Origin of the sequence: Pseudomonas sp. 2,4-D (genome assembly GCF_030418155.1) — a bacterium.
Lineage (GTDB): Bacteria > Pseudomonadota > Gammaproteobacteria > Pseudomonadales > Pseudomonadaceae > Aquipseudomonas > Aquipseudomonas alloputida.
This window is the reverse complement of record NZ_JAUHUI010000021.1, coordinates 77,920-89,593: the sequence shown is the minus strand read 5'-3', so window position 1 is coordinate 89,593 and position 11,674 is coordinate 77,920. Positions and strand designations below refer to the sequence as shown.

12 protein-coding genes are annotated in these 11,674 nt (G+C 61.7%); 3 read left to right on the top strand and 9 right to left on the bottom strand.

Features of this window, described 5'->3' with window-relative positions:
* Positions 1–78: 78 nt before the first annotated feature.
* Positions 79–1,032: a 23S rRNA (adenine(1618)-N(6))-methyltransferase RlmF gene (gene rlmF, locus QYE47_RS16420; protein WP_070383502.1), complete on the top strand. Its 954-nt coding sequence runs from the start codon at positions 79–81 to the stop codon at positions 1,030–1,032.
* Between the two features lie 47 nt (positions 1,033–1,079).
* Here rlmF and QYE47_RS16415 read toward each other — a convergent pair whose 3' ends face one another.
* Entirely contained in the window at positions 1,080–1,361 is a 282-nt protein-coding gene (locus QYE47_RS16415) for an HU family DNA-binding protein (RefSeq protein ID WP_003255106.1), read from the bottom strand.
* A gap of 370 nt (positions 1,362–1,731) precedes the next feature.
* Between QYE47_RS16415 and yejK the strand changes: the two genes are divergently transcribed.
* Positions 1,732–2,739 carry a nucleoid-associated protein YejK gene (gene yejK / locus QYE47_RS16410; RefSeq protein WP_010952163.1) on the top strand — a complete coding sequence of 336 codons (1,008 nt, stop codon included), beginning with the start codon at positions 1,732–1,734 and terminating at the stop codon, positions 2,737–2,739.
* Here yejK and QYE47_RS16405 read toward each other — a convergent pair.
* From QYE47_RS16405 to QYE47_RS16390, 4 genes are all read right to left on the bottom strand, one after another.
* The gene (locus QYE47_RS16405; protein ID WP_081343575.1) at positions 2,687–3,028 is read right to left on the bottom strand and encodes a GIY-YIG nuclease family protein; all 342 of its coding nucleotides are present in this window, start codon (positions 3,026–3,028) and stop codon (positions 2,687–2,689) included. The two genes, yejK and QYE47_RS16405, sit on opposite strands and share 53 nt — an antisense overlap.
* The gene (locus QYE47_RS16400; RefSeq protein ID WP_014589835.1) at positions 3,021–3,497 is read right to left on the bottom strand and encodes a nuclear transport factor 2 family protein; all 477 of its coding nucleotides are present in this window, start codon (positions 3,495–3,497) and stop codon (positions 3,021–3,023) included. The genes QYE47_RS16405 and QYE47_RS16400 overlap by 8 nt, the downstream gene beginning before the upstream one ends.
* Before the next feature lie 109 nt (positions 3,498–3,606).
* Positions 3,607–4,887 (bottom strand): MFS transporter, encoded by a 1,281-nt coding sequence (locus QYE47_RS16395; protein ID WP_019438074.1) that lies wholly within the window; start codon positions 4,885–4,887, stop codon positions 3,607–3,609.
* Positions 4,888–4,900: 13 nt separating this feature from the next.
* Positions 4,901–5,551 carry a FadR/GntR family transcriptional regulator gene (locus tag QYE47_RS16390; RefSeq protein WP_014589833.1) on the bottom strand — a complete coding sequence of 217 codons (651 nt, stop codon included), beginning with the start codon at positions 5,549–5,551 and terminating at the stop codon, positions 4,901–4,903.
* A 139-nt stretch (positions 5,552–5,690) separates the two neighbouring features.
* Here QYE47_RS16390 and QYE47_RS16385 point away from each other — a divergent pair, with 139 nt between their 5' ends.
* On the top strand, positions 5,691–6,875 hold the full coding sequence (locus tag QYE47_RS16385; protein ID WP_070383500.1) for an alkaline phosphatase family protein: 1,185 nt from the start codon (positions 5,691–5,693) through the stop codon (positions 6,873–6,875).
* Between the two features lie 283 nt (positions 6,876–7,158).
* On the opposite strand, the gene hisC is transcribed toward QYE47_RS16385, so the two are convergent.
* From hisC to murA, 4 genes are all read right to left on the bottom strand, one after another.
* A complete protein-coding gene (hisC, locus tag QYE47_RS16380) occupies positions 7,159–8,205 on the bottom strand; it encodes a histidinol-phosphate transaminase (RefSeq protein ID WP_014589831.1) in 1,047 nt (348 codons plus the stop codon).
* Between the two features lie 2 nt (positions 8,206–8,207).
* Positions 8,208–9,533, bottom strand: a complete 1,326-nt coding sequence (hisD, locus tag QYE47_RS16375) for a histidinol dehydrogenase (RefSeq protein ID WP_003255117.1) — start codon at positions 9,531–9,533, stop codon at positions 8,208–8,210.
* Positions 9,534–9,659: 126 nt separating this feature from the next.
* A complete protein-coding gene (gene hisG / locus QYE47_RS16370) occupies positions 9,660–10,295 on the bottom strand; it encodes an ATP phosphoribosyltransferase (protein WP_003255118.1) in 636 nt (211 codons plus the stop codon).
* 91 nt (positions 10,296–10,386) lie between these two features.
* Complete coding sequence (murA, locus tag QYE47_RS16365) at positions 10,387–11,652, bottom strand: UDP-N-acetylglucosamine 1-carboxyvinyltransferase (RefSeq protein ID WP_003255119.1); 1,266 nt, start codon at positions 11,650–11,652, stop codon at positions 10,387–10,389.
* Positions 11,653–11,674: the final 22 nt, after the last annotated feature.

The window sequence follows — 11,674 nt, the reverse complement described above, 5'->3', positions numbered from 1 at the left end:
CGCCCTTGTGTTGCGAAAGGGCTGCGTAGCAAGCCCCAGGTTCTTCAAGCCACCGCTCGTATAGGGCTGGACACTGCCATGACCCCGAACAAACCCACCCTGCACCCTCGCAACCGCCACCAGGGTCGCTACGACTTCCCCAGCCTGATCAAGGCCCACCCTGATCTGGCCCGTTTCACCATCACCAACCCCCACGGCAAGCCCAGCATCGACTTTGCCAACCCCGAAGCCGTCCGCGTGTTCAACCGTGCACTGCTCAAGGCCCAGTACGGCATCCAGCACTGGGACATCCCGGCCGATTACCTGTGCCCGCCCATTCCTGGCCGTGCCGACTACATCCACGTAGCCGCCGATCTGTTGGCCGATGACAATGCCGGCGACGTCCCAAGGGGCGCCCAAGTGCGCGCGCTGGACATCGGCGTGGGGGCCAACTGCATCTATCCACTGCTGGGCTACAGCGACTACCGCTGGCGCTTCCTCGGCTCGGACATCGACCCGGTGGCTCTGGCCTCGGCCAAGGCTATCGTCCAGGCCAATGGCCTGGGCAAAGCCATTAACCTGCGCCAGCAGGCCAACCGAGCGCACATCCTCAGCGGCCTGCTGCAGGAGGGCGAACGCTTCGACCTGACCCTGTGCAACCCGCCCTTCCACGCCTCACGCGACGAAGCCACCCGCGGCAGCCAGCGCAAATGGAAGAACCTCGGCAAACAGGACCCCAAACGCAAGCTGCCCGTGCTGAACTTCGGTGGTCAGAACAATGAACTGTGGTGCGAAGGTGGCGAAATCCGCTTTGTCACCCAGCTGATTGGCGAAAGCGTGCAGTACGCCGAACGGGTACTTTGGTTCACCAGCCTGGTATCCAAGGCCAGCAACCTGCCGGGCATCGAGGCCGCGTTGAAGAAGTCCGGCGCCAAGGCCGTACGCATCATTGAGATGGGCCAGGGGCAGAAACAGAGCCGCATGGTCGCCTGGAGCTTCCATGACGACGCCGCACGCCAGGCCTGGCACGCCCAGCGTAAATCACAGGCATGAAAAAAGCGCGCCCGGGCAAGCCGGGCGCGGTTTCGTCAAAGCAACAATTATTTGTTGATGGCGTCGGTCAGCACTTTGGCTGGAACGAACTTGACGACTTTCTTGGCAGCGATTTCGATGGCAGCGCCAGTCGAAGGGTTGCGGCCGGTACGGGCAGGACGCTCGGAGACTTTCAGCTTGCCGATGCCTGGCAGAGTGATTTCAGCGCCGTTTTCCAGTTGGTCAGCAACGATCTGGCCCAGTTGCTCCAGAGCGTTCTTGGCGGTGGCTTTTGGCGCGGCGATCGATTCGGCGATGTCGGCAATCAGTTGGTCTTTGGTCAATGCCATGGTGGTGTTCCTTCCCTATCAAATTCGATGGTTAAGCAGCGGACTACGACGTTATCGGGCCAGCCCCTTGAAATGGAGGGCCGCGCCAATTGCGTATGTAGATACGAAAATCGGCGTTTGGTTCGACACGACGAAAGCATGCTGCCAGCAATGCGCCACACGAGGGGCGCAAGACCGCGCAAAACTACCACATGAATGGATAAATATCCGCTTCGCACTTTGATTAAATGCAGGTTTTTCGGGGGTTTCAGCTGAAAACACACAAAATTGAACAAAAAACGAACAACCGACATATCTGCCAACATACGGCCACTGCATCACCTCAGGTCTAGGTTAAACTTGGCAACTTTTGCAGCTCGCCGAGAATTCCATGCCAATCCGTCATTGCATCGTTCACCTGATCGACAAAAAGCCCGATGGCAGCCCCGCCGTGCTGCATGCTCGCGACTCCGAACTGGCTGCCTCCGATGCCATCGAAAACCTCCTGGCCGACCTCAATGACAGCTACAACGCCAAGCAAGGCAAGGCCTGGGGCTTTTTCCACGGCGAATCGGGCGCCTACCCGCTGAGCGGCTGGCTGAAGCAGTACCTGGATGAAGAAAAAGACTTCACCGCCTTCAGCCGCGTGGCTGTCGAGCATCTGCAGAAGCTGATGGAAGAGTCCAACCTGTCCACCGGCGGCCACATCCTGTTTGCCCACTATCAGCAAGGCATGACCGAGTACCTGGCAATCGCCCTGCTGCACCATAGCGAAGGCGTGGCGGTGAATGCCCAGCTCGACGTGACCCCTTCCCGTCACCTCGACCTTGGCCAGCTGCACCTGGCAGCACGCATCAACCTGTCGGAGTGGAAGAACAACCAGAACTCCAGGCAGTATATTTCGTTCATCAAGGGCAAGAACGGCAAGAAGGTGTCGGATTACTTCCGCGACTTCATCGGCTGCCAGGAAGGCGTCGACGGCCCGGGCGAAACCCGCACCCTGCTCAAGGCCTTCAGCGATTTCGTCGAAAGCGAAGACCTGCCGGAAGAATCCGCCCGCGAAAAGACCCAGACCCTGGTCGAGTACGCCACCACCCAGACCAAGCTGGGCGAGCCGGTGACGCTCGAAGAGCTGTCCAGCCTGATCGACGAGGACCGCCCCAAAGCGTTCTACGACCACATCCGCAACAAGGACTACGGCCTGTCGCCGGAAATTCCTGCTGACAAACGCACCCTCAATCAGTTCCGCCGTTTCACCGGGCGTGCCGAGGGGCTGTCGATCAGCTTCGAGGCACATCTGCTGGGGGACAAGGTAGAGTATGACGAAGCAGCGGGGACCTTGATCATCAAGGGGCTGCCGACAACCTTGGTGGATCAGCTGAAGCGCCGCAAGGACTGATTTCCCCCAAGCCGCCAAAGGAGGCCACCAGTGCCTCCTTCGCCGACTTGCGCAGCCGCTTCACCAACCGCTCCTGGCGCAGCGCCGCGCCCTTGTCCGGCCACTGCTCCACATACACCAGCGCCTGGGCCGGGCTGGTCTTGAAATAGCGGGCGCCCTGCCCTTTCTGATGCGCGGCGAACCGACGCTGCGGGTCATCGCTGATGCCGCAATACAACGAGCCATTGGCTGCCCTTACCAGATAGACAAACCAGGGCTTACCAACGGCAGGTCCGACGACGTCACTCACCCTGGGCCTGCTGGAATGCGCGCAACCCCTTGAATGCCTGCAGGCGGACCTTGTTCTGCATCAGCGGCGACCACCCCAGCAGCATTCCAGGAACACCCAACGCTTGCCGCGACCAGCGCCACAGGTCAAAGGTGTCGTCATGCTGGCAAATCAGCCCATCACGAATGACAAAGCGTGCCTGGATATCGTTGACCACAACACGGCCGGTCTGGCTGAACAGGTAGGTAGCCACCCAGTGCGCGCTGCCACTGTGCTCATCTGCGCGTATGCTGTCGAATGTCAGGGTGAAGTTCTTGGCGCGGGTGGTGAGCATCCGCCACATATCGCCTGCGTCCTTGCCGCGCAGGGTGCCGAACACCGGGTCGCTGAAAACGATATCGTTGCTGTAGCAGGCCAGCATGGCGTCGGCATCCAGGCGCTGGAAAGCCTGGTAGAAACGGGTAATCAGGGCGCGGTTGGCATCGCTCATTGGGGGCTGGTCCGTCCTAGGTTCGAAAACTGCACGATAATCTGCCCCGGTGCCTTATGCCAGTCCCGCCCTCTTGGCAGGCACGAGGACGGGACTGCTAAAACAGGCCTCAGACTTTTTCGCAGGTCGCCTGCACATGCAGCGCCCGCCCGGCACCCAGCCCAAATACGACGGCACCAACGCCCAGCACCGCAAAAATCCAACCCAGTGCCGCCCAGCCGCCGGTCAGGTCATGCACCAGCCCCACCGCAAAAGGCCCCATCGAGGCCAGGGTATAACCCACCCCTTGGGCCATGCTCGACAAGTTCGCCGCCACGTGGGCGTCCTTCGAGCGCAGCACGATCAAGGTCAGCGCCAGGGCAAAGGTACCGCCCTGCCCCAGGCCCAGCACAATGGCCCACCCCCACAGTCCGGAAAGTGGCGCATACAGGCAACCGAACAGCCCCGCCAGCGTACCCGACATGACCACCACGATTGCCAGCCGCTGGTCCTTGCCGCGGGTGGCCAGCCAGGGGGCGCTGAGCGAGCTGATCAACTGCACGATTACCGACCCTGACAGCACCAAACCTGCCTCGGTCGGGGTGAGGCCGCGGCCGATCAGGATCGATGGCAACCAACCGAACACGATGTAAGCCAGTGATGACTGCAGGCCCATATACAGGGTCACCTGCCAGGCCAGTGGGTCACGCCACAAGCCTCGCACGCGATAGGCCACCTTGTGCAGGCCATGCCCCTGACGGGCCTGTGGCAGCCACACCAGCATGGCCAGCAAGGCCGGCAGCACCCAGAAGCCCAACCCGAGTGCCCAGCTGCCGTCGAAATGCTGGGCCAAAGGTACGGTGGCACCTGCGGCCATGGCCGCGCCCAGGCATAATGCCATGGTGTATACACCGGTGAGCGTGCCAGCATGCTGTGGAAAGTCGCGCTTGACGATACCTGGCAACAATACGCCGATAATGCCGATGCTGGCCCCCGCCATCAGGCTGCCGAGGAACACCCCGATAGCCCCAAAAGTACTCCGTACCACGAGGCCAAGTGCCAGGGTGAGGAGGATGCCAAGAATCACCCGCTCGCTGCCAAAGCGCCGAGCCAGCAACGGCGCCAAGGGCGCAAACAGGCCCAGGCAGAGCACCGGCAAGGTGGTCAGCAAGCCAGCCTGTGAAGCATTCAGCCCCAAGCCTTCAGATACTTGGCCCAGCACCGGCGCCATGCTCGATAATGCCGGGCGCAGGTTCAAGGCCACCAGCACCAGGCCCATCAGCAACAGCCAGGGCCGCCGCAACACCACAGCCTGCTGCTGGACCTGTTCGTCGTCAGCTTCAGCGTCGATCAGCAGCTCATCGAGATCCCGCTCGTTCGATGGGGTATTACGGGTGATGGATTCAGCCATGGCCTTCTCGGTGTCAGGATTCAATGAGGGTACGGGTCAGGCGCTTGGCCCGTTCAGCGTCACGTTGCTCGATGGCGTCGAGGATTTGCCCGTGCAAGTCGAACGTGGCCTGGCAGCGCGGAACGGTGGCCATATTGTGCTGCAGAGCGGCAGCCACGACCCCGGAAAAGTAACGGTACAGTTCGCTTAATGCCGGATTATGGGCGGCATCGACCAACCGCTGATGAAACACCAGGTCGCAGGCCACATAGGCATCGACATCGCCGTGAAAATGCCCGGCACTGCCTTCCAGGGCATCCCGTAGCGCTTGCAGGTCGGCATCGGTACGGCGCAAGGCCGCCAGCCCGACGGCCTCCGCCTCGAGGATATGGCGGGTTTCACGGGCCTGCTCGGGCGTACACCGGGACATCGCGTGCACCGCCTGCAGCGGGTCCTGGGCAGTGCGCAGGTAGCTGCCGTCGCCCTGGCGAATTTCCACCAGGCCACTGAACGCCAGCACGCGCATGGCCTCACGCACGGTGTTGCGGCTGATGCCCAGCTGCAAGGCAAGCTCTGGCTCGGTAGGCAGGCGCTGACCGACCTGCCAATCGCCCAGCACGATGCATTCGCGCATGCGCTCTACCGCCAACTCCACCAGGGAGCGCTTGGTCAGCTCAGTATTCATGCCACTCAACCAATCATCCGACGAATTGCTGCAGCTTACTGGATTGCAGGCAAAGAGGTAAACCACCTGGTATTTCTGCCAGTTGTGGGCATGCCACTTTGTTGCAACGCTCGTTGCGTGCTTTCAAGGATGCGCCCCCATGCGACTGGCAAGTTTGCTGTTATTGCTGTTCCTGGCCCTTCAGCCGGGCTGTGACCCGGCCCGACACCCGAGCCGCCCTAAGACCTTGCTCATCGGCCTTGATGGCGTGCAATTGCAGCAGTACCTGCAACTGGGCGATGCGACCAACCTGAAACAGCGGCTGCACTATGGAAGGGCTTACGCCGGGGGGATCAATGGTAAAGCCAGCGAGCAACCCACCTTGAAAGGCCCTGGCTGGATCACTTTGCTGACTGGCGTGTGGAGCGACAAGCATGGCGTTGAATCGGACGACGACTCCCAACGGGTCAACCGGGCGTTTCCTAGCCTGTTCAAGCGGCTACGCCTGGCCTACCCCAATGCCTACCTCTCCAGCATCGTCAGCTGGTCGCCCATCAACACGGCGTTTCTGCTGGAGGACGCTCATGACGCCGATGTACGCGAAAGTGGTTTGCCAGATGAACAGGTGATTGAGCGTACGTTGCAGACCCTTGGTGACACACCCGCTGACTTCACGTTCATTCAACTGGACGAACCTGACCAGATCGGACATCAAAGGGGTTATGGTGAGCACTATGCGCAGTCGTTACGCAAGGCCGACAATGAGATCGGGTGGCTATTGGACAAGGTAGACCAGCGGCGTCGCATGTTCCCACAGGAAGACTGGCTGGTACTCGTCAGTACCAACCATGGCCGGGACTATTGGGGAAAAGGCCATGGTGGCGCTTCGGAGCAGGAAAAGAGCATCTTCATCGCCAGCAACAAACCGTTGAATCAGGAACTGACCGAGCTGAGCATTCCTGTGGAAATGCCTGGGCCCGGAGGTCTGTACGGGCTTCCCGCGCAGACCTCCGTAGCGCCCACGGTGTTGCGCCACATGGGCCTCAAGCTGCAGCCGGAATGGCTATTGGACGGCACGCCTTTACTGGGTGATACCGGCGTGCGCAAGGCGCGGGCCGACGAAAACAAAGGACGGCTACGCTGGAACAGTAACGCCAAGGGTTATCTGACCATCATCAAGAACGGCCATGTGGTTGCCCAGGTTGCGGCCAGAGACGAGCAATGGACCGATCCGGAGGGGATGGACAAGCAGAACGATTATGCGCTGGTGCTGGATGGTACACCGGCGGCAGTGCGCAACAGGCCGACAGCCAAACCGTTTGTAATCGAAGATCGCCGCTATTAATCCCTTGAGAAGCAACAGCTCTGCCGTTCCTCAAGGGCTGGCGCGCCCCCCCGTAGGAGCGGGTTCACCCGCGAAAGGGCCGGCCCTGCTGGCCAATTTCACCAGCCGTTCAGCGTTGCCGCCGCTACCGTATTCGCGGGTAAACCCGCTCCTACATTGGACGCGCACAGGCTGTTGTAGGAGCGGGTTCACCCGCGAATGGGCCGGGCCTGCTGGCCAATTTCCACCGGCCGTTCGCCGCTGCCGCCGCTACCGTATTCGCGGGTAAACCCGCTCCTACACGTCAGTTCAACGCATCCAGCAGTGCCTGGTTCATTTCCGGCGTACCGATGGTAATCCGCAGGAACTGGGCAATACGCGGTTGCTTGAAGTGACGCACGATCACGCCCTGCTCACGCAAGCGTGCCGCCAGCTCGCCGGCATCCTGCTGCGGGTGGCGGGCGAAGATGAAGTTGGCAGCCGACGGCAGCACCTCAAAGCCCTTGGCCTGCAGCTGACCGACCAACATCTCGCGGCTGTCTATCACCTTGCGACAGGTTTCCTCGAAGTACTCACGGTCTTCGAACGCCACCGCCGCGCCGACGATAGCTGCACGGTCCAGTGGATAGGAGTTGAAGCTGTTCTTGATCCGCTCCAACGCCTCGATCAGGTCCGGGTGCCCCACCGCCAGGCCAACTCGCAGCCCCGCCAGCGAGCGCGACTTCGACAGCGTCTGGGTAACCAGCAGGTTATCGTAGCGATCCACCAGGCTGATCGCCGTTTCACCACCGAAATCGATGTAGGCCTCATCCACAACCACCACCGAATCACGGTTGGCCTGCAGAAGTTGCTCCACCACCTGCAACGGCATCAGGCAACCGGTCGGCGCGTTGGGGTTGGGGAAGATGATGCCAGCGTTGGGCTTTCTGTAGTCCTCAATGCGGATCTGGAACTGCTCATCCAGGGCCACCTGTTCGAAGGCAATGCCGTACAGGCCGCAGTAGACCGGGTAGAAGCTGTAGCTGATGTCCGGGAACAGCAGCGGCGCATCGTGCTGGAACAGGCCGTGGAAGATGTGCGCCAGCACCTCGTCCGAGCCGTTGCCGACAAACACCTGCGTCGGGGTCACGCCGTAGTACTCGGCCACCGCTTGCTTGAGACGGTCACCGTTCGGGTCCGGGTACAGGCGCAGGTTATCGTTCAGCTCGCCGCGCATGGCCTCCAGCGCCCTGGGCGACGGGCCATAGGGGTTTTCGTTGGTGTTCAGCTTGACCAGGCGGGCCAGCTTGGGTTGCTCGCCCGGCACGTAAGGCACCAGGTCCTTGACGAAGGGGCTCCAGAATCGACTCATGCTCAGTTCCCCTTCTCTTGGGTCAAAATACGGTATTCAGCGCTGCGGGCGTGGGCGGTCAGCGACTCGCCACGGGCCAGGACCGAGGCAGTGTGGCCCAGTTCGGACGCGCCCTGTTCGGAGCAGAAGATGATCGACGAACGCTTCTGGAAGTCATACACCCCCAGCGGCGACGAAAAACGCGCGGTACCTGAAGTGGGCAGCACGTGGTTAGGGCCAGCGCAGTAATCGCCCAGCGCTTCGCTGGTGTGGCGGCCCATGAAGATCGCGCCAGCGTGGCGAATGTGTGGCAGCCAGGCTTGCGGGTCGGCCACCGACAGCTCCAGGTGCTCCGGTGCGATGCGGTTGGCCACGTCCATGGCCTGCTGCATGTCACGTACCTGGATCAGCGCACCACGGCCATTGATCGACTTCTCGATGATATCGGCACGTTCCATGGTCGGCATCAGCTTGTCGATGCTGGCAGCCACGCGATCGAGGAAAGCGGCATCCGGGCTGACCAGGATGGCCTGGGCGTCTTCGTCGTGCTCGGCCTGGGAGAACAGGTCCATGGCGATCCAGTCCGGGTCGGTCTGGCCGTCGCACACCACGAGAATTTCCGAGGGGCCGGCGATCATGTCAATGCCTACCTGGCCGAACACGTGGCGTTTGGCGGTGGCAACGTAGATGTTGCCCGGGCCGACGATCTTGTCCACCTGCGGCACGCTTTCAGTCCCGTAGGCCAGCGCAGCCACGGCCTGGGCGCCACCGACGGTGAACACCCGGTCGACACCGGCGATGCAGGCAGCCGCCAGCACCAGCTCGTTGACCTCACCACGCGGGGTCGGTACCACCATCACCACTTCAGCCACGCCGGCAACCTTGGCCGGGATGGCGTTCATCAGCACCGACGACGGGTACGACGCCTTGCCGCCCGGCACATACAGGCCAGCACGGTCCAGCGGGGTGACCTTCTGGCCGAGCACGGTGCCGTCGGCCTCGGTGTACTGCCAGGAATCCTGCTTCTGCCGCTCGTGATAAATGCGCACACGGTTGGCGGCCTTTTCCAGGGCCTCGCGCTGGACCGGGGTAATACGGGTCAGCGCCAGTTCCAGGCGCGCGCGATTGAGGATCAGGTCGTCAATCGACTTGGCGTCAACACCATCGAAGCGCTGGGTGAATTCCACCAGCGCCGCATCACCGCGTTCACGCACGGCCTTGATGATGTCGAGCACCCGCTGATTGACCGCGTCATCGGACACACTTTCCCAGCTCAGCAGATGATCCAGATGTCGGGCGAAATCCGGATCAGCAGCGTTGAGACGGGCAATTGCAGTGGACACGGTCATGGCGAGGGCCTCGATTATTAGCGAATGCTCAGGCGCCCTAGGCTACCAGTCCATCCGCGCGGGCACCCGAGAAAAATGGCTATGACGCGGATAGACGGGCGCGACAGCGAAGGTCGCGCGCAGGAGTCAACCGCGGTGTCGCGATTCGACCGCTTGACGCAGCGTGTCGATCAGGCTCTGGATACGGGCGTGCTGCATTTTCATGGAGGCTTTGTTGACCACCAGGCGCGAGCTGATCGTGGCGATCAGTTCCTGGGGTTCCAGGCCGTTGGCACGCAGGGTGTTGCCGGTGTCGACCACGTCGATGATCTTGTCGGCAAGGTTGATCAGCGGCGCCAGCTCCATCGAGCCATACAGCTTGATGATGTCGACCTGGCGACCTTGTTCGGCATAGTAACGCTTGGCTACGTTGACGAACTTGGTGGCCACACGCAGGCGGCCCTTGGGCTCGGCTGCGCCGACTACGCCCGCGGTCATCAGCTTGCATTGAGCAATCTGCAGGTCCAGGGGCTCATACAGGCCCTGGCCGCCGTACTCCATCAGCACGTCCTTGCCGGCCACACCCAGGTCGGCAGCACCATGCTCGACATAGGTCGGCACGTCGGTGGCACGCACGATCAGCAGGCGCACATCGTCCTGCGTGGTAGGAATGATCAGTTTGCGGCTCTTGTCCGGGTTTTCGGTCGGCACGATGCCGGCCTCGGCGAGCAACGGCAAGGTATCGTCGAGAATACGGCCTTTGGAAAGCGCGATGGTCAACATTGGAACGTCGGTCCTTAAGCGGCTGCTGCCGGCCAGGTCATCGACCTGGCCGCATTCAATTCAATAGGTGCGTCCTTGCACCCGCGGGGTACTAGCCCGGTACGCGGCGGATTTTCGCGCCGAGCATCTGCAGTTTTTCCTCGATGCACTCGTAACCACGGTCGATGTGGTAGATGCGATCGATCAGGGTATCGCCTTCGGCAACCAGCGCCGACAGCACCAGGCTGGCGGAAGCACGCAGGTCGGTGGCCATGACCGGGGCACCCTTCAGCGCCTTGACGCCAGTGACGATGGCGGTGTTGCCTTCGACCTGGATCTGCGCGCCCATGCGGTGCATTTCGTAAACATGCATGAAGCGGTTTTCGAAGATGGTCTCGATTACCGCGCCAGTGCCTTCGGCAATGGCATTCAGCGAGATGAACTGCGCCTGCATGTCGGTCGGGAACGCCGGATACGGGGCAGTACGCAGATTCACGGCTTTCGGCCGCTTGCCATGCATGTCCAGTTCGATCCAGTCCTCGCCGGTGTTGATGTCGGCACCCGCTTCCTTCAGTTTTTCAAGCACGGCTTCGAGGATGGTAGGGTCGGTGTCCTTGACCTTGACGCGGCCACCGGTCACGGCAGCGGCAACCAGGTAGGTACCGGTCTCGATGCGGTCCGGCATCACGCGGTAGTTGGCCGAATCCAGTCGTTCGACACCATCGATGGTGATGGTGTCGGTACCGGCGCCCTGAATGTTCCCGCCCATGGCGTTGATGAAGTTGGCCAGGTCGACCACTTCAGGCTCACGCGCGGCGTTCTGCAACACGCTGCGGCCCTTGGCCAAGGCAGCGGCCATCATGATGTTCTCGGTACCGGTCACGCTGACGGTGTCGAAGAAGAAGTGCGCGCCACGCAGGCCACCTTCAGGCGCCTTGGCCTTGATGTAGCCGCCTTCCACTTCAATCTTCGCCCCCATGGCCTCAAGGCCACGGATGTGCAGATCGACCGGGCGCGAGCCAATGGCGCAACCGCCAGGCAGGGCCACTTCGGCTTCGCCGAAACGGGCAACCATCGGGCCCAGCACCAGGATCGAGGCGCGCATGGTCTTGACCAGCTCGTACGGCGCGACCAGGGTCTTGATGGTGCGTGGATCGATCTCCACCGACAGCTTTTCGTCGATCACAGGCTCGATGCCCATGCGCCCGAACAGCTCGATCATGGTGGTGATGTCGTGCAGGTGCGGCAGGTTGCCCACGGTGACCGGGCCATCGGCCAGCAGGGTCGCTGCCAGAATCGGCAGGGCTGCGTTCTTCGCGCCCGAAATGCGGATCTCGCCGTCAAGGCGAGCGCCGCCAGTAATAATCAGTTTGTCCATTGGAGTCTCGCCGCCAAGTTGG

What these genes read in the sequence shown, in the direction of transcription:
- QYE47_RS16415 (WP_003255106.1), bottom strand. Translation starts at nt 1,361, where the DNA reads ATGGCATTGACCAAAGACCAACTGATTGCCGACATCGCCGAATCGATC.
- hisD (WP_003255117.1), bottom strand. Translation starts at nt 9,533, where the DNA reads ATGACCGTGTCCACTGCAATTGCCCGTCTCAACGCTGCTGATCCGGAT.
- hisC (WP_014589831.1), bottom strand. Translation starts at nt 8,205, where the DNA reads ATGAGTCGATTCTGGAGCCCCTTCGTCAAGGACCTGGTGCCTTACGTG.
- QYE47_RS16385 (WP_070383500.1), top strand. Translation starts at nt 5,691, where the DNA reads ATGCGACTGGCAAGTTTGCTGTTATTGCTGTTCCTGGCCCTTCAGCCG.
- murA (WP_003255119.1), bottom strand. Translation starts at nt 11,652, where the DNA reads ATGGACAAACTGATTATTACTGGCGGCGCTCGCCTTGACGGCGAGATC.
- QYE47_RS16400 (WP_014589835.1), bottom strand. Translation starts at nt 3,497, where the DNA reads ATGAGCGATGCCAACCGCGCCCTGATTACCCGTTTCTACCAGGCTTTC.
- rlmF (WP_070383502.1), top strand. Translation starts at nt 79, where the DNA reads ATGACCCCGAACAAACCCACCCTGCACCCTCGCAACCGCCACCAGGGT.
- QYE47_RS16390 (WP_014589833.1), bottom strand. Translation starts at nt 5,551, where the DNA reads ATGAATACTGAGCTGACCAAGCGCTCCCTGGTGGAGTTGGCGGTAGAG.
- hisG (WP_003255118.1), bottom strand. Translation starts at nt 10,295, where the DNA reads ATGTTGACCATCGCGCTTTCCAAAGGCCGTATTCTCGACGATACCTTG.
- yejK (WP_010952163.1), top strand. Translation starts at nt 1,732, where the DNA reads ATGCCAATCCGTCATTGCATCGTTCACCTGATCGACAAAAAGCCCGAT.
- QYE47_RS16395 (WP_019438074.1), bottom strand. Translation starts at nt 4,887, where the DNA reads ATGGCTGAATCCATCACCCGTAATACCCCATCGAACGAGCGGGATCTC.